Here is a 23343-nt window from a genome sequence, read left to right on the forward strand (position 1 = left end):
CTTTTCTCTCGCTCCTCGGACACCAATATCACTCTCCCCCCCCCCCCCCCCCCCCCCCCCCCCCCCCCCCCCCCCCCCCCCCCCCCCCCCCCCCCCCCCCCCCCCCCCGGCGCGTGGTTCCGGCGCGCGTGGTTCCGGTACGTGGTCCCGGCGCGCGTGGTCCCGGCGCGTGGTCCCGGCGCGTGGTTCCGGCGCGTGCTCCCGGCACGGGCTTCGCCGGGCCGCGGTGGTGATCTCCGCTCGTAGTACGGTGGCTGCTCACCCAGCCCCCGTACCCGCGAGGAGGGTGCCATGGCCCTGGAGGCCGCCGGGATCACCGACGCCGAAGAGGCCGCGTACCGGCTGCTGGTGACGATGGACAGCGCCTCGGCACGGGAGATCGCGGAGTACTCGGGCCTGAGCCCGGACACCGCGCTGTCGGCGCTGACCGGTCTCGTCGCCAAGGCCATGGCCAGCGCCTCCGACGGCCGGCCGCCGCGCTACCGTGCCTACCCGCCGGATGTGGCGCTGCTGCCGCAGCTCAAGCACCGGGCCGACGCCCTGGACCTGGCGCGCTCGGCGGCGGCCGACCTGCTGGAGAGCTACCGGGCCACCGCGCGCCGCCGGGACGCCGGGCTGCTGATCGAGGTCATCACCGGGGCGGAGGCGCTGCGCCAGCGGCTGCGGCAGATCCAGGCGGACGCGCGCGACGAGATGCTGTGGTTCTGCAAGGCGCAGTACGTGGCGATGCCGTCGGGCAGCAACACCGCCGAGTTCGACGCGCTGGAGCGCGGGGTCCGCTACCGGGTGCTCTACGAACGGGACTTCTTCGACGACGAGAGCGCCGTCGGCAACATCGCGGCGGCCGTGCGGAAGGGCGAGATCGCCCGCGCCGTCCCGCACCTCCCGCTGCGGCTGGCCGTCGCCGACCGCTCGGTGGCGATCTTCCCGCTGGTCCCCGGCGGCCCGCACGGCAGCCCCGAGGAACCGTCCACCGCGCTGGTCCGCGACAGCAGCCTCCTCGACGCGCTCATCGCGCTCTTCGAGCGCTACTGGGAGGACGCCGTACCGCTGCACGTCGACGCCTCGGGCGCGGTCACCGGCGCGGCCGACGTCGGCCCCGCGGACCCGTTGTCGTCCACCGACCGGCGGCTGCTGTCGCTGATGGTCGCCGGGGTCGCGGACAAGGCGATAGCCACCCAGATGAACCTCAGCCGCCGCACCCTCCAGCGGCGCGTGCAGAGCATGATGGAACTGGCGGGCGCCACCACCCGCACCCAGCTCGCCTGGCAGGCGGCCCGCCGCGGCTGGCTCTGAGACCCGGCCCCGGCACCAAGCCCTGGCACCCAGCCCCGACTCCCCCCACGAGGGCCGGCGCACAGCCGGGTGCGGGCGCGGGTGAGCGCATGGTTGCGCTCGTGTCACCTCAGGGCGCGGGGCGGTCATGCGGCCGTTTCCAGGGTCGGGCCCGACAGTCCACCCCCCGCCTTCGTCTCCTTCCCCGCCTTCGTTCTCCTTCCTCGCCTCCTCCGCGCTCTGTTACGCCGTCACGTGGGCCGTATACCTGCGGCGACCGGCGCGGGCGGCGGGCGGGGCCGGGCGGACGGCGCCTGCCGGGACCGCCGTCCGCGCGCGGGTGTGAGCGGCGGAGGCGTCCGTAACATCCGGGTCATCCCGGTGAATCGACCCCGTCACCCCGTCTTGGGACGATGCGGCTCCGGCGGGGTGGCCGGGAGGGCGGCGGCGGATCAGGGACGGTCCGCCCGCCGTCCGGCACGCGTAACTCCAGCAAAAGTGGGGCGGAGCCATGCAGGCGCAGGCGACCAGGAACAGCGATCCGGGCCGGGGCGGCGGGGTGCCGCCCCTGGCCGGGTTCACCGTCGGGGTGACGGCGGCCCGCAGAGCCGACGAGCTGGCCGCGCTGCTGGAGCGGCGCGGCGCGGTCGTGCTGCGGGCGCCCGTCCTGCGCATCCTGCCGCTGCCCGACGACACCGAACTGCTGGAGACCACCAGGCGACTCGTCGCCGACGCACCCGACATCGTGGTCGCCACCACCGCGATCGGCTTCCGCGGCTGGATCGAGGCCGCCGACGGCTGGGGTCTGGGCGAGGCGCTGCTGCGCAGGCTCGGTGCGGTCGAACTCCTCGCCCGCGGGCCCAAGGTGCGCGGCGCGGTGCGGGCGGCCGGGCTGCGCGAGGCGTGGTCACCGGCCTCGGAATCGATGGCCGAGGTCCTGGAACGCCTGCTGGAGCAGGGAGTCGAGGGCCGCACCGTCGCCGTCCAGCTGCACGGCGAGCCGCTGCCCGGCTTCATCGAGTCGCTGCGCGCGGCCGGGGCGACCGTCGTGGCGGTGCCGGTCTACCGCTGGATGCCGCCCGAAGACCTCGGGCCCGTCGACCGGTTGCTCGACGCCGTCCTTTCCCGGTCGGTCGACGCGCTGAGCTTCACCAGCGCCCCGGCCGCCGCCTCCTTCCTCGACCGGGCCCGGCAGCGCGGCCGTTGCGACGCACTCCTCGCGGCGCTCCGCCATGACGTCATGACCGCCTGCGTCGGCCCGGTCACCGCGCTGCCGCTCCAGGGCCACGACGTGCCCACCCGGCACCCCGAACGCTTCAGGCTCGGACCGCTGGTGCAGCTCATCGCCAGCGAACTGCCCGGCCGCGTAAGGCCGTTGCCCGTCGCCGGGCACCACGTCGAGATCCGCGGGCACGCCGTCGTCGTGGACGGGACGCTGCGGCCGGTGCCGCCCGCGGGCATGGCCCTGCTGCGGGCGCTGGCCCGCCGCCCCGGCTGGGTCGTCGCCCGCGGCGACCTGCTGCGCGCCCTGCCCGGCTCCGGCCGCGACGAACACGCCGTCGAGACCGCGATGGCCCGGCTCCGTACCGCACTCGGCGCCCCCCAGCTGATCCAGACCGTCGTCAAACGCGGCTACCGGCTCTCCCTCGACTCAGGCGAGCGCGGCCACAGCGGTCCTGACACGCCCGAGGGCCTGTCCGGCGGATCACGAACGGCCCCTTCGCCCCCTGGCACGCACGCCCGCCGCGTTGCCGGAATACCCGAATAGCTCCGCTATGAGGCCATCCCGGCGCCTTGCGCTCGCACGCACCAGGTGCCGCCTGGACCGCCCATGATCCGCCGGACACGCTCTAGACCCCGCGACGGCCGCCGGGCACCCTGGGGGGAAGGTGACGGGCGGGCGGGAAGGCGGCTGACCATGAGTGGAACGAGCCCGCTACGGTTCGACACCGGCCGGCTGTGTCTCGATCTCGTCGCCACCCGCACCGGCCGCCCCGAGCGGGAGCGGCTCGGCACGCCCGACCGGCTGGCGGCGTGGCTGTACGGGACCGGCCTGGTGCCGCGCGCGCCCGGGGAGGCGGCGCGGCCGGACCTCGCCGTGGACGACGGCTGGCTGAGCGGATTCCGCGGCCTGCGCGCCGTCGTCTGCCGGGTCGTGACCGCCGAGGTCGCCGGTGAGCGGCCCGCCGCCGCCGACATCGCCGAGCTGAACGCGACGGCGCTGGCCGCCCCGCCCGCCCCGCGCGCGGTCACCGGCGAGGGCGGCGCCCTGATCCGTACGCTGGCCGCGCCCCCGGAGCCCGCGGGACTGCTCGCGGCCGTCGCCCGCGACGCCGTCGCGCTGCTGACCGACCCGCTGGCCCGTACGCAACTGCGCCGCTGCGAGGGCGAGAACTGCTCGCTGGTCTACCTCGACACCTCCCGCGGCCGGCGCCGCCGCTGGTGCAGCAGCGAGATCTGCGGAAACCGCGAGCGCGTCGCCCGGCACCGCCGTCGCACCACCACGCGCGGGACTCTCGCCTCGCCCCAGGGCTGACCCGCCGGGGTCCCCGGCCCGCCGGAAAACTGACCGCGCCTCAGACCCGACCGCACGGCGGAGTGTGCAGAAGCCCGCAGGTCGCGTACGGTTGCAGGCTGCCCCACGTGCCCCGTCACGTACGTGGGCGGCGCATGACGCAATGAAGAAGGGGGTCCTGCGTGGCCGCGCAGACCACAGCCCACCTGGGGGTCCGGGATCAGGAGATCGCCGTCGAGCAGGCGCATCTGGACCGGGTGTACCACCGCCTCGAAGAGAAGATCGACGAAGCCGAGTTCCTGATGAAGGACGCCGCCCAGCGCGGCCACGTCGGCACGCCGGGCGCGCTCGCCGAACGCGACGCGCAGGTCTTCCGCGCGGGGGTTCACCTCAACCGGCTGAACAGCGAGTTCGAGGACTTCCTCTTCGGCCGGATCGACCTGCTGCGGGGCAAGGACGGCAAGAAGGGCGCCGACGGCGCCTTCACCTCCGTCGAACCCGCCGACGACGCCGTCCGCGAGGACCGGACCGCCGACATCGCCGAGACCCTGCACATCGGCCGGATCGGCGTCCTGGACAGCGAGTACGCGCCGCTGGTCATCGACTGGCGGGCCCCGGCCGCCGCGCCCTTCTACCGCTCCACCCCGGTCGCGCCGGGGCGGGTGGTGCGCCGCCGGGTGATCCGCTCCAAGGGCCGCAAGGTGCTCGGCGTCGAGGACGACCTGCTGCGCCCCGAGCTGACCACCGGGCTGCCGGTCGTCGGCGACGGCGCCCTGATGGCGGCCCTCGGCCAGGCCCGCAGCCACACCATGCGGGACATCGTGGCGAGCATCCAGGCCGAGCAGGACATGGTGATCAGGGCGCCCGCCGCGTCCGTCACCGAGGTGACCGGCGGCCCCGGCACCGGCAAGACCGCGGTCGCCCTGCACCGGGCCGCGTACCTGCTCTACCAGGACCGGCGGCGGTACGCGGGCGGCATCCTGTGCGTCAGCCCGACCCCGCTGCTGGTGTCGTACACCGAGGGCGTGCTGCCGTCGCTCGGCGAGGAGGGCCAGGTCGCGATCCGCGCCGTCGGCTCGCTGGTCGACGGCGTCTCCGCCGATCTGTACGACGAGCCCGCGGTCGCCCGGATCAAGGGCTCGCTGCGGATGCAGAAGGTGCTGCGCAACGCGGCCCGCGGCGCGCTCGACCTGACGCCCGGCCGCCCGGCGACGCTGCGCGTGGTCGCCTTCGGCCGCCGCGTGGAGCTGTCCGAGCAGGAACTGGCGGGCATCCGCCACAACACCCTCGGCGGCACCGCGCCCGTCAATCTGCTGCGCCCGCGCGCCCGCCGCCTGCTGCTGGACGCGCTGTGGCGCAAGACCGGCCGCCGCTTCGACGATCCGGAGCTGGCCGCGGAGGAACGCCAGGGCTTCGACGAGGACATCAGCACCGAGCAGGACTTCACCGACTTCCTCGACGCCTGGTGGCCGGTGCTCCAGCCGCGCGCCGTGCTGGCCGCGCTCGCCGACGAGAAGCGGCTGGCCCGCTGGGCGCGCCGGGTGCTGTCCCCGCCGGAGGTCCGCCGGGTGGCGCGCTCGCTGCGCAGGACCGGCGCCACCGCGCACGACGTGGCGCTGCTGGACGAACTCGACACGCTGCTCGGCCCGGTGCCGCGCCCCAAGCGCCGCGAGGCCGACCCGCTCGACCAGCTCACCGGCCTGGACGAGGTCACGACCTTCGCCGACCGGCACGACGCGGGCCGCCGCAGCCGGGCCGAGCGGCTGGACGAGGAGCGCACCGAGTACGCGCACGTCATCGTGGACGAGGCGCAGGACCTGACGCCGATGCAGTGGCGGATGGTCGGGCGCCGCGGCCGTACGGCCACCTGGACGATCGTCGGCGACCCGGCGCAGAGTTCCTGGACGGACGTGGACGAGGCGGCGCGGGCGCGCGACGAGGCGCTCGGCACCCGGCCCCGGCGGCGCTTCACCCTCACCGTCAACTACCGCAACCCCGCCGAGATCGCGGAGGTCGCCGCCACCGTGCTGGCGCTCGCCATGCCCGGCATGCAGTCGCCGCGCGCCGTGCGCTCCACCGGTGTCCTGCCGCAGTACGCGGTCGCGGGCGACGACCTCGGCGCGGACGTACGCCGGTGCGCCGCGCGGCTGTTGGAGGAGGTGGACGGCACGGTCGGCGTCGTCGTCGCCATGAACCGCCGCGCCCAGGCCCGCGGTTGGCTCGAAGGGCTCGGCGAGCGCGTCGTGGCGCTCGGCAGCCTGGAGGCCAAGGGCCTGGAGTACGACGCCACGCTCGTGGTGTCCCCCGCCGAGATCGCGGAGGAGTCGCCCGCGGGGCTGAGGGTGCTGTACGTGGCCCTGACGCGGGCGACGCAACGCCTGATGGTCCTCGCGGCCGAGGGCGATTTGCCGGACGCCGAGGGAGTGCCGGACCTGCTGCGCCCCTGACCGGGCGCCGGGGTCCGACAACGGGTCCGAGAAGCGGGTCCTGGCACGGGTCCGGGAACAGGTCCGGGAACGGTCCTGGCACGGTTCCGAAAACGCCGTGGGCGCCCCCTCCGGAAGAGGGGGCGCCCACGTGACGTTCACGACACCGGCCCGCCATGCTCGCCTCGCGGCAAGTGGGCGCTCGAAGCGCCTAAGGTTGGGCCCGGGGGCTTGGATCGAGCCGGTGCCGTACTCAGGCTAACAAACGGCTACGGGAACCTCTTCCCGGCGGACGAAAATCTCTTCTTCGGTCCACCCGGTTGCGCCGCTCCCGCATCGCGGAAGTATTCTTCCAATCTTCACCCCACGCGGGTTTACGCGTACCCGTCGGTAGGTGCAACGATCGACGGGCAGCACCACCAGCAGCAGAGGAACCGGAAGAAGGTCCGTCATGGCAACGGCGCCAAGCGTCTCGTACTCGATCACGGTACGGCTGGAGGTCCCCGCCAGCGGGACCGCGGTCAGCCAGCTCACCACCGCGGTGGAGTCCTCGGGCGGTTCGGTCACCGGCCTGGACGTCACCGCGTCGGGCCACGACATGCTCCGCATCGACGTCACCGTCGCCGCCAGCTCCACCGCGCACGCCGACGAGATCGTCGGCAAGCTCCGCGGCATCGAGGGCGTCGCCGTGAGCAAGGTCTCCGACCGTACGTTCCTCATGCACCTCGGCGGCAAGATCGAGATGCAGTCCAAGCACCCGATCCGCAACCGTGACGACCTCTCCATGATCTACACCCCCGGCGTCGCCCGGGTCTGCATGGCCATCGCGGAGAACCCCGAGGACGCGCGCCGCCTGACCATCAAGCGCAACAGCGTGGCCGTCGTCACCGACGGCTCCGCCGTCCTCGGCCTCGGCAACATCGGCCCGAAGGCCGCGCTGCCGGTCATGGAGGGCAAGGCGGCCCTCTTCAAGCGCTTCGCCGGTATCGACGCCTGGCCGCTGTGCCTCGACACCCAGGACACCGACGAGATCGTGGCGATCGTCAAGGCCATCGCCCCCGGCTTCGCGGGCATCAACCTGGAGGACATCTCCGCGCCGCGCTGCTTCGAGATCGAGGCCCGGCTGCGCGAGGCGCTGGACATCCCGGTCTTCCACGACGACCAGCACGGCACCGCCATCGTGGTGCTCGCCGCGCTCACCAACGCGCTGCGCGTGGTCGGCAAGCAGATCGGCGACGTACGCGTCGTCATGTCCGGCGCGGGCGCGGCCGGTACGGCCATCCTCAAGCTGCTGCTGGCCGCCGGAGTGAAGCACGCGGTGGTCGCCGACATCCACGGCGTGGTGCACTGCGACCGCGACGACCTGGTGGAGGCGTCGCCGGACTCGCCGCTGCGCTGGATCGCCGACAACACCAACCCCGAGGGCGTCAGCGGCACCCTGAAGGAGGCCGTGACCGGCGCCGACGTCTTCATCGGCGTCTCCGCGCCCAACGTCCTGGACGGTACGGACGTGGCGCGGATGGCGGACGGCGCGATCGTCTTCGCGCTCGCCAACCCCGACCCCGAGGTGGACCCGGGCGTGGCCCGCGAGACCGCCGCCGTGGTCGCCACCGGGCGCAGCGACTTCCCCAACCAGATCAACAACGTCCTGGTCTTCCCCGGCGTCTTCCGCGGCCTGCTGGACGCCCAGTCCCGCACCGTGAACACCGAGATGATGCTGGCCGCCGCGCACGCCCTCGCGGACGTGGTGGGGGAGGGCGAGCTGAACGCCAACTACATCGTCCCCAGCGTCTTCAACGACAAGGTCGCGGGCGCGGTCGCCGACGCCGTACGCGACGCGGCCAAGGCGCAGGGACCGGCGGTGGCCGCCGCGGCGACCGCGCGGGGGGCGGTCTGACAATCCGTCCGACAAACGGATTCGATGCGTCGACCATGTGACGACAATCCGTCATCCCCGTGGTGTCCCCGTGCAATCGCATCGTTTTTTGTGCGACTCGCGCGGTCGGTGGATTGGCTTTCCCCCCATATATGGGGGCAGGATGCACACCTGGGCAGTGAGGCACACAGCAACAGCTTCGAGCTCGCGCCCCCATGGCAGAAAGAACACGGGAGTACAGATATGAACCGCAGTGAGCTGGTGGCCGCTCTGTCCGAGCGCGCCGAGGTGACCCGCAAGGACGCCGACGCCGTACTGGCCGCGTTCGCTGAGACCGTCGGTGAGATCGTGGCCAAGGGCGACGAGAAGGTCACCATCCCCGGCTTCCTGACCTTCGAGCGCACCCACCGTGCCGCTCGGACCGCGCGTAACCCGCAGACCGGTGAGCCGATCAACATCGCGGCCGGCTACAGCGTGAAGGTTTCGGCGGGCTCCAAGCTCAAGGAAGCCGCCAAGGGCAAGTAATCACATCGCCAAAGGGCGGCTTCTCCCGGGGGAGAAGCCGCCCTTTCGCATGGGGCGGGCCGCACGGCGGGCGTACGGCTGCCGTACTCCCGCCGTACCGCTCAGGAAGCGACCGCGCCCGCGGGCTGGGGCAGCTCGATGTGGGCGCCCAGGCCCTCCAGCTTGGCGAGGAAGTTCTCGTAGCCCCGGTTGATCAGGTCGATGCCGTGCACGCGCGAGGTGCCCTGCGCGGCCAGCGCCGCGATCAGGTACGAGAAGCCGCCGCGCAGGTCGGGGATGACCAGGTCGGAGCCCTGGAGCTTGGTCGGGCCCGACACGACCGCGGAGTGCAGGAAATTGCGCTGCCCGAAGCGGCAGGCGGAACCGCCCAGGCACTCGCGGTAGAGCTGGATGTGCGCGCCCATCTGGTTGAGCGCGGAGGTGAAGCCGAGCCGGGACTCGTACACCGTCTCGTGCACGATGGACAGCCCCGACGCCTGGGTGAGCGCCACCACCAGCGGCTGCTGCCAGTCGGTCTGGAAACCGGGGTGCACGTCGGTCTCCAGCGCGATGGCGTTGAGCGGGCCGCCCGGGTGCCAGAAGCGGATGCCGTCGTCGTCCACCTCGAAGGCCCCGCCGACCCGGCGGAAGGTGTTGAGGAAGGTCATCATCGACCGCTGCTGGGCGCCGCGGACGTAGATGTTGCCCTCGGTGGCCAGCGCCGCGCTCGCCCAGGAGGCGGCTTCGAGGCGGTCGGGGAGGGCCCGGTGGTTGTAGCCGCCGAGCTTGTCGACGCCGGTGATCCGGATCGTCCGGTCGGTGTCCATCGAGATGATCGCGCCCATTTTCTGCAGGACGCAGATCAGGTCCTCGATCTCCGGCTCGACCGCCGCGTTGGACAGCTCCGTGACGCCCTCGGCCAGCACCGCGGTGAGCAGCACCTGTTCGGTCGAGCCGACCGACGGGTACGGCAGCCGGATCTTGCAGCCGCGCAGCCGCTGCGGCGCCTCCAGGTACTGGCCGTCGGCGCGCTTCTCGATCGTGGCGCCGAACTGCCGCAGCACGTCGAAGTGGAAGTCGATCGGCCGGCCGCCGATGTCGCAGCCGCCCAGGCCCGGGATGAAGGCGTGGCCGAGCCGGTGCAGCAGCGGGCCGCAGAACAGGATCGGGATCCGGGAGGAGCCCGCGTGGGCGTCGATGTCGGCCACGTTGGCGCTCTCGACGCGCGTCGGGTCGAGGACCAGCTCGCCCGGTTCCTCACCGCTCTGCACCGTCACGCCGTGGAGCTGGAGCAGCCCGCGTACGACGCGTACGTCACGGATGTCGGGGACATTGCGGAGTCTGCTCGGTCCGCTGCCGAGCAGGGCGGCGACCATGGCCTTGGGCACGAGGTTCTTCGCACCGCGGACACGGATCTCGCCCTCGAGGGGGGTTCCGCCATGAACAAGCAGTACATCGGCGATGTCGGTCATGGATCTCGCGATCTTCGGAACGGTTGGTACGGGGGAGGCCGGGCGCGGCCGGGGTGCTCGCCGCGCGGAGCGCAGGAAGAAATGGTAATGCGCCTACTGACCCGTCCCGGCTGCCGTGAACCTCGGCCAGTGTCATGACTTCGCTACAGCGCGGTGCGTGGCGGACCGCACACCGTCCGCTGCCGCGCGCGCCGTACCGCGTGTCGCGCCGTAGCGGCGGATGTCCGGGAGTGGCGGTTGCCGCTCCGCCCAGCGGGTTTGTGCGGGATCATGTCTCCCATGACCGAGGTGTCCTCGCTCACCGGAAGACTGCTCGTCGCCACGCCGGCGCTCGCCGACCCCAACTTCGACCGGGCGGTGGTGCTCCTCCTCGACCACGACGCGGAGGGGTCGCTCGGCGTCGTCCTGAACCGGCCCACGCCGGTCGGCGTCGGCGACGTCCTGCTGCCCTGGGCGCCGCTGGCGGGCGCGCCCCCGGTGGTCTTCCAGGGCGGCCCGGTCTCGCTGGACTCCGCGCTGGGCCTGGCCGTGGTGCCGGGCGACGTCCGCGAGGGCGAGGACGCGGACCCGCTGGGCTGGCGGCGGGTGCACGGCGCGATCGGCCTGGTCGACCTGGAGGCGCCGCCCGAACTGCTCGCCGCCGAGCTGGGCTCGCTGCGGATCTTCGCCGGATACTCCGGCTGGGGGCCCGGCCAGCTGGAGAAGGAACTGGTCGACGGCGCCTGGTACGTGATCGAGTCCGAGCCGGGCGACGTGTCCTCGCCCGATCCCGAACAACTGTGGCGCTCGGTGCTGCGCAGGCAGCGCAATGAGCTGGCCATGGTGGCCACGTATCCCGACGATCCGTCTCTCAACTAGTCTTGAGTCTTATGAGCACTCTTGAGCCCGAGCGCGGGGCGGGCACCGGCACTCTGGTCGAGCCGACCCCGCAGCTCTCCCATGGTGACGGCGACCACGAGCGCTACGCGCACTATGTCCAGAAGGACAAGATCATGGCGAGCGCGCTGGAAGGCACGCCCGTCGTCGCGCTCTGCGGCAAGGTCTGGGTCCCGGGACGCGATCCGAAGAAGTACCCGGTCTGCCCGATGTGCAAGGAGATCTACGAGGGCATGCCGCTGGGCGGCGGGGACAAGGACAAGTCCGGCAAGGGCAGCGGCGGCAAGAGCTGACGTCCGCGCTCCTCGCCGGCGGAAACAGGGGCGGACGTGGACAGCGGTCAGGGTGACGACGGCGCGTTCGGCGCGGCGGACGCGCCCGGCGACGACGACGCGAGCGACGGCGAGCGGGTGCACTCGCTCGTCGCGGAGAGCCGGTTCGCCGAGGCGCACGCCCTCGTCAGCGATGCCTTCGTGGAGCGCAACGGCAGCGCGGGCTACCTGCTGCGCGCCTGGATCCTCGCGCAGGAGAAGCGGCGCCCCGAGGCCCGTGAGTCGGTCGACTGGGCACTGGCGCTCGCCGGGCCCGCGGAGGCGGCCGACGTCTTCGTGCTGGCCGGGGTCGTGCTGCTCTCGCTGGACGAGCCGCACGCGGCGCTGACCGTCGCGCTGCGGGCCACCGGCGCCGACCCCGACGGCTGGGAGCCGTCGGTGCTGCTCTCCGACGTCTACCGGCGGCTCGGCCGGGTGCCCGACGCGGTGGCCGCCGCCCGCCGCGCGGTCGCGCTCGCCCCGCAGGAGGCCGAGGCGCAGGTCGCGCTGGCCCGTTCGCTGACCTCGGGGCGCGGGCTGCTCGGCCGGGTGCCCAAGCGGCACCGCGCCGAGCACCAGAGCGCGGTGGAGCGGGCGCTGATGCTCGGCGCCGACCCCAGCCAGCTCACCGCACCGCGCGGCGGGGCACTGGCCGGGATCATCGCCGTGGCCCTGCTGGTGGGCGTGCAGCTCTTCCGGATCGCGACCGGTGACGTGTGGCAGATCATCGCCACCGCCGCCGGGGCCGCGGCGGCCCTGGTCCTGATCGTGGTCCTGCTGACGGTGGCCGGGCGCCGCTCCGGTACGCCGCTGCCCGCCCGGCTGCGGGGCATCCGTGCCACCGTCCGTACGGAGCTGGCCGCCGATCCCTGGCTGCGGCGGGTCCGGGAGATCAACGCCGTCGCCGTACTCCCGCTGGTGCCGCTGGTCACCACCGTGCTGCCCTGCGACAAGGAACGGCAGCGCGCGCCGTGGCCGCTGTGGGCGGTCTCCGCCGTGACCGCGGCCGGTCTGGCCGCCGTGGTCGTCGTCGGCCTCGCCGTCCGCTGGTGGTACGGCGGGCCCTTCGCCGAGCGCGCGTTCCTGCGGAGCTGGAACGGGCGTGTGCAGCTCGCGGCCGTGTTCGCCCTGCTGGGCGCCACCCTCGCCCTGGCCTCCGCCCCCGACGTGCCCCACTCCGCGTGGCAGGCCCTCACCATCGCCCACTTGGCGTGGCTGCTCCTCGGTGTGACCCTCACCGTGCTGCTGGCCGTGCGCGCCCAACGCGAGAGGGCGGCTGCCGCCTTCTAGTCTTTCCCGGGCCGGGTACGCGGTGCCCCGCTCCGGCAGCCCCCCGCACTCCCGCCCGGTGGGGGCTGGCCGCGCAGTTCCTCCGCCAGCTACCGCTGGGAGGTGCCCCCGGCGCCCCTTCGGGGCCCGTGCCCGTCGTCTTTGCCCGCGCCTTGGCGGGGCAAGTCTGCCGCGAGCGGGTGAGCCGGGCCCTTCGGGGGCGCGGGAACTGCGCGACCAGGCATGACGCTTCCGCGGTCGGAGAACGGTCCTCGGCCAGGCAGCTGCGGGATTGGTCTATGCCAATCGCGGATTACGGGTCAGGATGGCCCCCATGGACCTCATTCCGGCCCCGCGCCATCAGACCCCGTACGGCACCGACGACGCCTTCGTCCTCGGGCCCGAGACGACCCTCACCGCGACCCCCGGCGCCGAAGGCGCCGCGCGCTGGCTGCGCGGAGTGCTCGCGGCAGCGACGGGCCTGCCGCTGGCGCCGGTGGAGCCGTCCGGGAAGGACGTGATCCGGCTGGCGGTGGACGACGCGGTGGCCAGGGAGCTGGGCCCCGAGGGCTACCGCATCATGGCCGCGCCCAACTCCGGCGTGCACGTCTTCGGCGGGAGCCCCGCCGGCGTCTTCTGGGGCGCGCAGACCCTGCGCCAGCTCCTGGGGGCCGACGCCTTCCGCCGGGCGCCCCTGGGGGAGCGCGAGTGGCGCGTGCCGACCTGCCAGATACAGGACGCCCCCCGCTTCGCCTGGCGCGGCTTCATGCTCGACGTGGCACGGCACTTCATGCCGAAGGACGTCGTGTTCAAGTACCTCGACCTGATGGCCGCCCACAAGCTGAACGTGCTGCACTTCCACCTCACCGACGACCAGGGCTGGCGGGTGGAGATCAAGCGCTACCCGAAGCTGACCGAGGTCGGCGCGTGGCGCGAGCGCACGAAGGTCGGGCTGCGCGAGTCGCCGCTGTGGGACGAGCGCCCGCACGGCGGTTACTACACCCAGGACGACATCCGCGAGATCGTCGCGTACGCCGCCGAGCGGCACATCACCGTCGTCCCCGAGGTCGACATCCCCGGCCACTCGCAGGCCGCCATCGCCGCGTACCCGGAGCTCGGCAACACCGACGTCGTCGACACCTCGGCCCTCTCCGTGCTGACCACGTGGGGCGTCAACCCCAATGTGCTCTCGCCCGCCGAGAGCACCCTGCGCTTCTACGAGAACGTCTTCGCCGAGCTGCTGGAGCTGTTCCCCGGCGAGTTCTTCCACGTCGGCGGCGACGAGTGCCCCAAGGACCAGTGGCGCGCCTCGCGTTCGGCGCAGGAGCGGATGCAGGAGCTGGGCCTGGAGGACGAGGACGAGCTGCAGAGCTGGATGATCGGCCACTTCGACCACTGGCTGACCGAGCGCGGCCGGCGGCTGATCGGCTGGGACGAGATCCTGGAGGGCGGCCTCGCCGAGGGCGCCGCCGTGTCGTCGTGGCAGGGATACGCCGGCGGCATCGCGGCGGCCAAGGCCGGGCACGACGTGGTGATGTGCCCCCAGACCCATGTCTACCTGGACTGGCGGCAGTCGGAGGACCCCGAGGAGCCGGTGCCGATCGCGCACGCCCGCGGCCTGGAGGACGTCTTCCGCTTCGAGCCGGTTCCGCCGCAGCTCACCGAGAAGGAGGCGGCGCACGTCATCGGCACCCAGGCCAACATCTGGACCGAAGTCATGGACTCCGTACGGGTGCTGGACTACATGGCCTTCCCGCGGCTCGCCGCCTTCGCCGAGGTCGCCTGGTCGGACCTGCCCGCCGCCGACGAGCGCGACTGGCCGGAATTCGAAGCCCGGATGCGGACCCACTACGCCCGACTGGACGCCCTGGGCGTGGAGTACCGGCCGCCGGGCGGCCCGCTGCCGTGGCAGCGCCGCCCCGGCGTCCTCGGCCGTCCCAAGGACGGTCCGCCCCCGATCGTGTGACTGATTCCGCAACTTCCGCACCCGGCGCGGGCGGAGCTGGCACGGTGGAGTGGCGTACCGTCGCAACACACCCGAAGGATGGCAATTCCGGCACAGCGGTTGATTCCGTCAGAGCCGTACGATCGCGCCCGTGACGGACGGATCGGTACTTCGTGGACCCTCGCGTTGACCACCGTGGAACATGTGCCAGAGTTGCCACGTCCAGGCTGTGAGCACGTACGGTACGGCTACCGCGCGACGGAGGAAGGCCGGGAAGGGGCAGGCTGCGTGAGCACGTATGCACGGCGGACGGCGGAGAACGTGACGCTGCCGTCCTCGCTCGACGAGGCGGTGGAGGCGCTCGCCGCCATGCCCAGCGCCGTGCCCGTCGCAGGCGGCACCGACCTGATGGCGGCGGTGAACTCCGGGCTGCTGCGCCCGGACGCGCTGGTCGGCCTCGGCCGGATCAGTGAGATCCGCGGCTGGCAGTACGCGGACGGCGCGGCGCTGCTCGGCGCCGGACTGACCCACGCGCGGATGGGGCGGCCGGACTTCGCCGCCCTCATCCCCGCGCTCGCCGCCGCCGCCCGCTCCGCGGGACCGCCGCAGATCCGCAACGCGGGCACCCTCGGCGGCAACATCGCGACCGCGGCCCCGACCGGCGACGCCCTCCCGGTGCTCGCCGCGCTGGAGGCCAGCGTCATCGTCGCCGGACCCGAGGGCGACCGCGAACTCCCGGTCAGCCACCTGCTCACCGGCATGGACCCGCTGCGCCCCGGCGAACTCCTCGCCTTCGTGAGGATTCCGCTGCTGCACGCGCCGCAGACCTTCCTCAAGGCCACCGGGCGCACCGGGCCGGGGCGCGCGGTGGCCTCCGTCGCGCTCGTGGTCGACCCCGCGCGCCGCCAGGTGCGCTGTTCGGTGGGCGCGGTCGCGCCGGTGCCGCTGCGGCCCCTGGAGGCCGAGCAGTGGGTCGCGGGCCTCATCGACTGGGACGGCGACCGCAATCTCGCCCCCGAGGCGTGCACGGCCTTCGGCGAGTACGTGGCCGCCGCGTGCATCCCGGACCAGGAAGGTGTCGAACTGCCGCCCGCCGCCGTCCAGCTACGCCGTACCGTGGCCGCACTGTCCCGTCGAGCGCTCGGGAGGGCACTGGCATGACCGACCAGCCGCAGCCGCAGCCGGGCGCACCCGGCACCGACGACAGGTCGGGCACGTCCGGCGGGTCCGGCACGTCGCCCGGCACGTCGGGGACCTGGCAGCCGGTGCCCGGCGGCGGGGACTACGACCCCGACCAGACCATGCACGTCTCCTTCGCGGCCCAACTGCCGCCGGAGCCGCGGCCGGGCGAGGACCCGCTCGGCGCGCACGGCCCGGCGGGGCCGCCCGTCACCGGTGAGGGCGACCCGGTCACCCAGTGGTCGATCCCGGTCATAAAGGACGACGCGGACGGCGACTCGGGGGAGTTCTCCGTCGGCTCCTTCGCCTCGCCGTGGGACCAGGCGCCGTCACCCGCGCCCACGCAGTCCTTCCCCGCCGGGATGTTCGGGCAGGGCGCGGCGGCCGCAGCGCAGGCCCAGGCGGCCGCTCAGGCCGCCGCCCAGGCGCAGGCCGGGCAGGGCGCACCGCAGGACCAGCTCACCGGGCAGTGGGACTTCAGCGGCGTCGGCACCGGCATCGACCCCGGCACGGGCCTGGGCACCGGCCTGGGCGCGGGAGTTGACGAGGGGCTGCCCTGGCCGCCCACCCAGGCCGCCTGGTCCGCCGCCGTCGACGACCCGGAGGGCCCGCCGCCCGGCGCGGGACACCAGGCCACCGCCGACAGCGCGTTCACGCACACCGGCCACGACGCCGACTACGGCACCGGCCACGACGCCGACTACGGCACCGGCCACGACCCGGCGGCCAGGACGCGCGCCCCCGGCGACCCCGAGAGCCCCGGCAGCGCGGGCGCGCTGCACGACCCCGAGGGCCTGTCGGACGGCCTCACCCCGCTCACCGGGATCGGCGCGCTCGACGGCGTCGACGGCCTGTCCGCGCTCGACGGTCTCAGCGGCCTCGACGCCCTGCCGGGCGGCCTGGGCGGCCTGTCCGCGCTGCCCGCGCTCGACGGCGGCGAGGAACTGGTGGCGGACGGCCACGTCCCGGACGGCCTCGCGCCGGTCGGCCACGTACCGGACGGACTCGTACCGGACGGACTCGCGCCGGGCGAACTGCCCCCGGCCGGGCCGCTCCCCGACGCCGTGGACGGGCCCGCGCCCGACGGCCTCGCCCCCGACCCCCTCGCCCCGGATTCCGGTACGGCGGAGGCGGACGGCGACCTCGCGGCCGACGAGGCCGAGCGGGAGCCGGAGCCGGAACCCGTCGAGGAGACCCACAGCGAACACCCCCTCGCCTCCTACGTCCTGCGCGTCAATGGCGCCGACCGCCCGGTGACCGACGCCTGGCTCGGCGAGTCGCTGCTCTACGTGCTGCGCGAACGCCTCGGCCTCGCCGGCGCCAAGGACGGCTGCGAACAGGGCGAGTGCGGGGCCTGCTCCGTCCAGGTCGACGGCCGTCTGGTCGCCTCCTGCCTGGTGCCCGCGGCCACCGCGGCGGGCAGCGAGGTCCGTACCGTCGAGGGCCTGACCGTGGACGGCCGCCCCTCCGACGTCCAGCGCGCGCTCGCCGAATCCGGCGCCGTACAGTGCGGCTTCTGCATCCCCGGCATGGCGATGACGGTGCACGACCTGCTGGAGGGCAACCACAAACCCACCGACCTGGAGACCCGCCAGGCGCTGTGCGGCAACCTCTGCCGCTGCTCCGGCTACCGCGGCGTCCTCGACGCCGTCGACCAGGTCATCGCCGCCCGCGAGGCCGCCGCCGACGACCCCGACAACCCGGCGTCCGCGGCCTCCTCCACCGCCGCCCGCGTCCCGCACCAGGGCGGCCCCTCGGGAGGCGCCGTATGACCGGCATCATCGACGGACCGGGGCCCGTCGCGGAGACCCTGGCGGGCGCCGGGGCGGTACGGGGGATCGGCGCGTCGCTGCCCTCGGCCGACGCGCTCCAGAAGGCGCAGGGCACCTACCCGTACGCGGCCGATCTGTGGGCCGAGGGGCTGCTGTGGGCGGCCGTGCTGCGCTCGCCGTACCCGCACGCGCGGATCACCCGGATCGACACCAGCGAGGCCGTCGCGATGCCCGGCGTGCGGGCCGTCGTCACGCACGAGGACGTGCCGGGCGACGCGATGCACGGCCGCCGGGTCGCGGACCGCCCGGTCTTCGCCGAGGACCTGGTGCGGCACCACGGCGAGCCGATCGCCGCCGTCGCCGCCGACCACCCCGACACCGCCCGGCTCGCCGCCGCCGCGATCCTCGTCGAGTACGAGGTGCTGGAGCCGGTCACCGACCCCGAGAAGGCGTTCGCCGCCGAGCCGCTGCACCCCGACGGCAATCTGATCCGGCACATCCCGCTGCGCTTCGGCGACCCCGACGCGATCGGCGACATCATCGTGGAGGGCCTGTACCGGGTCGGCCGCCAGGACCCGGCCCCGATCGGCGCCGAGGCCGGACTCGCCGTCCCGCGCCCGGACGGCGGCGTCGAGCTGTACGTCGCCTCCACCGACCCGCACGCCGACCGCGACCTGGCCGCCGCCTGCTTCGGCCTCGAACCCGACCGCGTCAAGGTCGTCGTCACCGGCGTGCCCGGCGCGATGGGCGACCGCGAGGACTCCGGCGTCCAGCTCCCGCTCGGCCTGCTCGCGCTCAAGACCGGCTGCCCGGTCAAATTCGTGGCCACCCGCGAGGAGTCCTTCCTCGGCCACGCCCACCGCCACCCCACCCTGCTGCGCTACCGGCACCACGCCGACGCCGAGGGCCGCCTGGTCAAGGTCGAGGCGCAGATCCTGCTCGACGCGGGCGCGTACGCCGACGCCTCCTCCGACGCGCTCGCCGCCGCCGTGGCCTTCGCGGCCGGTCCCTACGTCGTCCCGCACGTCTTCGTCGAGGGCTGGGCCGTACGCACCAACAACCCGCCGTCCGGCCACGTACGCGGCGAGGGCGCGCTCCAGGTCTGCGCCGCGTACGAGGGCCAGATGGACAAGCTCGCCGCGAAGGTCGGTCTGGATCCGGCCGAGATCCGGATGCGCAACGTCCTGGCCACCGGCGACCTGCTGCCCACCGGCCAGACCGTCACCTGCCCCGCGCCCGTCGGCGAGCTGCTGAAGGCCGTACGCGACGCCGAACTGCCGCCCCTGCCCGACGGCGACGACGAGTCGCAGTGGCTGCTGCCCGGCGGCACCTCGGGCGCGGGCGAGCCGGGCGCGGTACGGCGCGGGGTCGGCTACGCGCTCGGCATGGTCCACGTGCTCGGCGCCGAGGGCGCCGACGAGGTGTCGACCGCGACCGTACGCGTCCACGACGGCCGCGCCACCGTCATCTGCGCCGCCGTCGAGACCGGCCAGGGATTCACCACGCTGGCGCGGCAGATCGTCCAGGAAGTCCTCGGCATCGACGACGTCCAGGTGCTGCCGTCCGACACCGACCAGCCGCCGTCGGGACCCTCCGCGCGCGGACGCCACACCTGGGTGTCCGGCGGCGCGGTCGAGCGCGCGGCCAAGATGGTCCGCACCCAGCTGCTCCAGCCGCTCGCCGCCAAATTCGGCATGTCCGTGGAGCTGCTGTCCATCGCCGACGGCAAGATCACCTCGTACGACGGTGTGCTGTCCACCACCGTCGCCGAGACCCTCGACGGCAAGGAGCTGTGGGCCACCGCGCAGTGCCGCCCGCACCCGACCGACCGGCTCGACGACACCGGCCAGGGCGACGCCTTCGTCGGCCTCACCTTCTGCGCGATTCGCGCCGTGGTCGACGTCGACATCGAACTGGGCGCCGTGCGCGTGGTCGAGATGGCCGTCGCCCAGGACGTCGGCCGCATCCTCAACCCCCGCCAGCTCGCCGCCCGCATCGAGGCCGGGATCACCCAGGGCGTCGGCCTCGCCCTGATGGAGGACCTCCGCGCGCCCCGAGGCATCGTCAAACGCCCCAGCCTCACCGGATACTCCCTGCCGACCGCCCTCGACGCCCCCACGGTCCGCATCATCCGGCTCGTCGAGGAGCGCGACGTCCTCGCCCCCTTCGGCGCCAAGGCCGTCTCCGCGGTCCCCGTCGTCACCGCCCCCGCCGCGGTGGCCGCCGCCGTCCGCGCCGCCACCGCCCGCCCCATCCCCCGCCTCCCCATCCGCCCCCAGGCCGCGGTGGTCAAACCCCAGAACTAGCGCCTGTCCGGCGGATCATGGGCGGTCCAGGCGGCGCCTGGTACGTGCGAGCGCAAGGCGCCGGGGCGGCCTCGTAGCGGAGCTAGCCCGGGCGGGTTGAGCTTGTCAGGGGCGCGGCCGCGGCTGAGCGTGCCGGTCCACCGCGCCCCTGGACAACGTGGCCCGGCGCCTTTACGCGGCGCGCGCCCGGCGGGTCACAGGCGCATGCCGGTCGCCATGTCGCGGACGGCTTCCAGGGCTTGTTGCTGGAGGCCGCCGCCGAAGGTGACGCGGGTGGCGCCGAGGAAGGCCAGCTCGCGGGGGGAGGGCCCGCCGGGACGGCAGAGGGCGTTGAGGGGGAGCGGGACGGCTTCGGCGATCTCGGCGAGGAGGGCGGGCGGGGCGAGGATCGGGTAGACGCAGTCGGCTCCGGCGGCGGCGTAGAGCAGCCCGCGCTCGACGGCGGCGCCGGTCGTACGGTCGCCGCGCAGAAACGTGTCGATGCGCGCGTTGACGACCAACGCGTCCCCGGCGGCGGCGCGTACGGCCGCGAGCCGGTCCGCCTGCCGCCGGGGCTCGACCAGCCCCCTGGACCCCGGCTCGGAGTCCTCCAGATTGCACCCGACGGCCCCGGCCTCCAGCAGCCGCTCGACCAACTCCTCGGGCGCCAGCCCGTATCCGGCCTCGACGTCGGCCGACACGGGGACGTCCACGGCGCGGGTGATCCGCCGGATCGCGGCGAACATCTCGTCGGCGGGCGCCTCGCCGTCCTCGTACCCCAGCGACGCCGACACCCCGGCGCTGGGCGTCGCCAGCGCCGGGAAGCCCGCGTCCGCGAACACCCGCGCGCTGGCCGCGTCCCACGGCCCGGGCAGCACCAACGGATCGGCGGCGTCCCGCCCGTGATGCAGCGCCAGCAGCGCCTTCGCGCCCCCCGCCCCGGCCACGCCTCCCGCCCCGGCCACGCCTCCCGCCCCGACCTCGGCCCCGGCCCCCGCGCCGCTCACGCGCTCGCCGCCGGCTGCGTCCTGAACGTCACGTTGAACCGGTTCCACGCGTTGATCGCCACGATCGCGGCCCCCAGGCGCGCCAACTCGTCCGCGTCGAAGTGCTCCGCCGCCCGCGCGTACACCTCGTCCGGCACGAACCCGTCCGTCAGCAGCGTCACCGCCTCCGTCAGCGCCAGCGCCGCCCGTTCCTTCTCGCTGTAGACGCCGTCGACCTCTTCCCACGCGCTCAGCAGGAAGATCCGCCGGTCGCTCTCCCCGGCCTTCCGCGCGTCCTTGATGTGCATGTCCAGGCAGAACGCGCACCGGTTGATCTGCGACGCCCTGATCTTCACCAGCTCCGCGACCACGGGGTCGAGCCCCTTCGCCGCCGCCTGGCTGAACCCCAGCATCGCCCGGAACGCGTCCGGCGCGTGCTTCGCGTAATCCACTCGCTCACTCATACCGACGACGCTACGGCCTGATCGCCCCGCGCCGTTGTACCACTCCCGCCCCAAATCCCTGGGCCAATCGCGGCGGGAGCGGACGGGCGGCCCGGCTTCGGGCCCGGCTTCAGCTCTCCGCCGCCGCCAGGGCCGCCTCGATGTCGGCGACGGAGGCCGGCGCGGGGGGCTCGGCCATGAAGTCGGCGACCGACTTGTCCGCGTAGGGCAGCCCGTACGCCGCCGTGCCGGGCTGGAACCGCCGGCCCTCGGCGAGCGGCCCGGCGTCCACGGTGTCGAAGCCGAGCAGATCGAGCAGCTCAGCGGCGTGCGCCTTCGCGTCGGCGTCGTCACCGGCGATGGGCAGGGCGCTGCGGTCGGCCGCTCCCGCCGGACGCGGCAGCGCCGCCAGGTGCTTGAAGAAGATGTTGTTGAACGCCTTCACCACGTGGGCACCGTCCAGATACCCCTGGAGCAGCCCGCTGTCGGTGGTCTTCTTCTCGACCAGCTCGGCGATGTCGCCGTCGCGCTGCGGGTAGTAGTTGCCGGTGTCGATCACGGTCTTGCCCGCCAGCGGCTCCCGCGGAATCCGCGGGTACGCCTTGACCGGGACCGTCACCACCACCCAGTCCCCGGCGGCGGCGGCCTCCGCCCCCGTGCCCGCGCGGGCTCGTGGACCGAGCTCCGCGACGAGGTCCGCGAGGGTTTCCGGCCCCCGGGAGTTGCTGAGCACCACATCGAGCCCGCTGTCGACCGCCAGCCGGGCCAGGGTGCCGCCGATGTTTCCGCTGCCGATCAGTCCCAAAGTCGCCATGCCGGCGGCAACCGCCACGGCCACGTCAGTATTTCCGCCGGTCCGGTCGTTCACCCTGTCAGCGGCGCCGGTGCGGCCCGAGTGCGAGGAGCACGTCGCCGAGCTGGGCGGCGGTCAGGGGTGGCGCGGGCAGGGTTTTCGCCTTCGGCGGCGTCTCCGGCAGGGGCTCCGGCCCGGCCCGGAAGCCGTCCAGGAGCCTCTCCCCGCTTCGTGCCTGGAGAGTGATGTCGCTCAGATACCCCAGGACTCGGCCGGATCGTCCAGCCACACGTACTGCCCGTCGACGTCGACCGTCAGCCCGAAGCGCTCGACCCCCGGGCTTTCCCCGGCCCGTCCACCAGCGGAAGGCGGCCTCCACCTCGTCCCACAGCCGACGCGGTCCGTACTGGTGGGTGGACGCGGGCCGGCCGTCGCGGAAGGTCACGACGGCCCACGACGTGTCGGTGAGACCGTAGAACCAGACCGGCCGCGTGTCCCCGCGCTTCTCGGCCGCGGCCTGCACGCACCCGGGCACCCGCAGCCCCAACGCGAAGGGGCCCGCGGTGTACCGCCCGGTGAGGAATTCCGCCTCGGTGACGGTGGTCGTGGACGCGTCGGCGCCGTCCGTGCCCTCCTTCGATACGTCATCGCCGTGCCGTACGGCAGCCCTCCGCTGGGCGCGGAGCTTCATGAACTCCACCAGCCGCGTGAACCGCCCCGACGCCACCCCGTCCCCGACGACCAGCCGTGCCACGGCGTCACCGTTCCCGTAATGCGTCCCCCACGGCGCCACGACGATCCCGCCGGGTGCCGTCTGCTCGACCCAGGCGTACGGGATCTCGCGCATCCCGCACGTGGCGATGACCCGGTCGTACGGCGCGCCCGGCAGGTGCCCGCCGTATCCGTCCCCCGTCACCACCGTCGGGCCGAGCCCCGCCCTTCGCAGCGACTCCCGGGCCGCTGCCGCCACCGCCGCGTCCACCTCGACGGTCGTCACCTTCTCGCCGCCGAGCCGGTGCGTCAGCAGCCCCGCGTTCCACCCCGTCCCGGTGCCGATCTCCAGCACCGCGTGCCCGGGCCGCACCTCCAGGTCGCCGAGCATGGCGAACACGACGGACGGCATCGACGCGGACGACGTCGACACCTTCCCCGGCGCCGTCCCGCTGTGCCGCCCGTCGTCCCACTGCGTCACGATCGGCACATCGGCCTCGGCGTACCCCAGCCACGCCGCCGGGTCCTCCGCCCTGCTCACGGCCACACTGACCTGTGCGCTGAGGTCGAACGGCCACATCACCTCGGGCAGAAACGCCGCCCGCGGCACCGCCGCGAAAGCCGCCGCCCAATCGTCCGTCATGACCCCCGCCGCGAGAAGCGACCGCCCCAACTCGGCCCAGCCCCGGCCCCGTTCGATCGATG

17 protein-coding genes and 1 pseudogene are annotated in these 23343 nt (G+C 74.0%); 13 read left to right on the forward strand and 5 right to left on the reverse strand.

All coding sequences use genetic code 11. The annotated features are described in order from the left end of the window. Window positions 1-291 precede the first annotated feature (291 nt). From ACZ4EF_RS30585 to ACZ4EF_RS30610, 6 genes are all read left to right on the forward strand, one after another. Window positions 292-1296: a helix-turn-helix domain-containing protein gene (locus ACZ4EF_RS30585; protein ID WP_391117364.1), complete on the forward strand. Its 1005-nt coding sequence runs from the start codon at window positions 292-294 to the stop codon at window positions 1294-1296. Window positions 1297-1786: 490 nt separating this feature from the next. Continuing rightward, window positions 1787-3043, forward strand: coding sequence for a uroporphyrinogen-III synthase (locus ACZ4EF_RS30590; protein WP_467507310.1), 1257 nt, complete (start codon window positions 1787-1789; stop codon window positions 3041-3043). A 150-nt stretch (window positions 3044-3193) separates the two neighbouring features. Further along, window positions 3194-3811, forward strand: a complete 618-nt coding sequence (locus ACZ4EF_RS30595; RefSeq protein ID WP_467507312.1) for a CGNR zinc finger domain-containing protein — start codon at window positions 3194-3196, stop codon at window positions 3809-3811. Between the two features lie 161 nt (window positions 3812-3972). Then, entirely contained in the window at window positions 3973-6237 is a 2265-nt protein-coding gene (locus tag ACZ4EF_RS30600) for a HelD family protein (RefSeq protein ID WP_391047162.1), read from the forward strand. 430 nt (window positions 6238-6667) lie between these two features. Beyond that, window positions 6668-8113 carry an NAD-dependent malic enzyme gene (locus tag ACZ4EF_RS30605; protein WP_355342988.1) on the forward strand — a complete coding sequence of 482 codons (1446 nt, stop codon included), beginning with the start codon at window positions 6668-6670 and terminating at the stop codon, window positions 8111-8113. A gap of 222 nt (window positions 8114-8335) precedes the next feature. Further along, entirely contained in the window at window positions 8336-8617 is a 282-nt protein-coding gene (locus ACZ4EF_RS30610; RefSeq protein WP_355342991.1) for an HU family DNA-binding protein, read from the forward strand. A 101-nt stretch (window positions 8618-8718) separates the two neighbouring features. Here ACZ4EF_RS30610 and murA read toward each other — a convergent pair whose 3' ends face one another. Beyond that, a complete protein-coding gene (murA, locus tag ACZ4EF_RS30615; RefSeq protein WP_355342994.1) occupies window positions 8719-10068 on the reverse strand; it encodes a UDP-N-acetylglucosamine 1-carboxyvinyltransferase in 1350 nt (449 codons plus the stop codon). Window positions 10069-10347: 279 nt separating this feature from the next. Here murA and ACZ4EF_RS30620 point away from each other — a divergent pair, with 279 nt between their 5' ends. From ACZ4EF_RS30620 to ACZ4EF_RS30650, 7 genes are all read left to right on the forward strand, one after another. After that, complete coding sequence (locus ACZ4EF_RS30620; protein WP_188284071.1) at window positions 10348-10926, forward strand: YqgE/AlgH family protein; 579 nt, start codon at window positions 10348-10350, stop codon at window positions 10924-10926. A gap of 11 nt (window positions 10927-10937) precedes the next feature. Continuing rightward, window positions 10938-11237 (forward strand): DUF3039 domain-containing protein, encoded by a 300-nt coding sequence (locus ACZ4EF_RS30625; protein WP_093716639.1) that lies wholly within the window; start codon window positions 10938-10940, stop codon window positions 11235-11237. A 36-nt stretch (window positions 11238-11273) separates the two neighbouring features. Continuing rightward, window positions 11274-12545, forward strand: coding sequence for a hypothetical protein (locus tag ACZ4EF_RS30630; protein ID WP_467507316.1), 1272 nt, complete (start codon window positions 11274-11276; stop codon window positions 12543-12545). A gap of 313 nt (window positions 12546-12858) precedes the next feature. After that, on the forward strand, window positions 12859-14490 hold the full coding sequence (locus ACZ4EF_RS30635; RefSeq protein WP_401304942.1) for a beta-N-acetylhexosaminidase: 1632 nt from the start codon (window positions 12859-12861) through the stop codon (window positions 14488-14490). 267 nt (window positions 14491-14757) lie between these two features. Next, window positions 14758-15630, forward strand: a complete 873-nt coding sequence (locus ACZ4EF_RS30640; RefSeq protein ID WP_355343006.1) for an FAD binding domain-containing protein — start codon at window positions 14758-14760, stop codon at window positions 15628-15630. Further along, a complete protein-coding gene (locus tag ACZ4EF_RS30645; RefSeq protein WP_467507319.1) occupies window positions 15627-17420 on the forward strand; it encodes a (2Fe-2S)-binding protein in 1794 nt (597 codons plus the stop codon). Before ACZ4EF_RS30640 ends, ACZ4EF_RS30645 begins: the two co-directional genes overlap by 4 nt. Then, window positions 17417-19726 (forward strand): xanthine dehydrogenase family protein molybdopterin-binding subunit, encoded by a 2310-nt coding sequence (locus ACZ4EF_RS30650; RefSeq protein WP_467507320.1) that lies wholly within the window; start codon window positions 17417-17419, stop codon window positions 19724-19726. The genes ACZ4EF_RS30645 and ACZ4EF_RS30650 overlap by 4 nt, the downstream gene beginning before the upstream one ends. Window positions 19727-19920: 194 nt before the next feature. Here the strand turns inward: ACZ4EF_RS30650 and ACZ4EF_RS30655 are convergent, their stop codons facing one another. The 4 genes and pseudogenes from ACZ4EF_RS30655 to ACZ4EF_RS30670 all read right to left on the reverse strand — a co-directional run bounded on the left by ACZ4EF_RS30655 (window position 19921) and on the right by ACZ4EF_RS30670 (window position 23281). After that, window positions 19921-20652 (reverse strand): isocitrate lyase/PEP mutase family protein, encoded by a 732-nt coding sequence (locus ACZ4EF_RS30655; protein ID WP_391047149.1) that lies wholly within the window; start codon window positions 20650-20652, stop codon window positions 19921-19923. 56 nt (window positions 20653-20708) lie between these two features. Next, window positions 20709-21155, reverse strand: a complete 447-nt coding sequence (locus tag ACZ4EF_RS30660) for a carboxymuconolactone decarboxylase family protein (RefSeq protein WP_402713181.1) — start codon at window positions 21153-21155, stop codon at window positions 20709-20711. A 109-nt stretch (window positions 21156-21264) separates the two neighbouring features. Beyond that, window positions 21265-21948, reverse strand: a complete 684-nt coding sequence (locus ACZ4EF_RS30665; RefSeq protein ID WP_467507323.1) for an NADPH-dependent F420 reductase — start codon at window positions 21946-21948, stop codon at window positions 21265-21267. Between the two features lie 231 nt (window positions 21949-22179). Further along, a pseudogene (locus ACZ4EF_RS30670) lies at window positions 22180-23281 on the reverse strand (methyltransferase domain-containing protein). Window positions 23282-23343: the final 62 nt, after the last annotated feature.

The sequence above is a fragment of the Streptomyces sp. NPDC025721 genome (assembly GCF_055558595.1).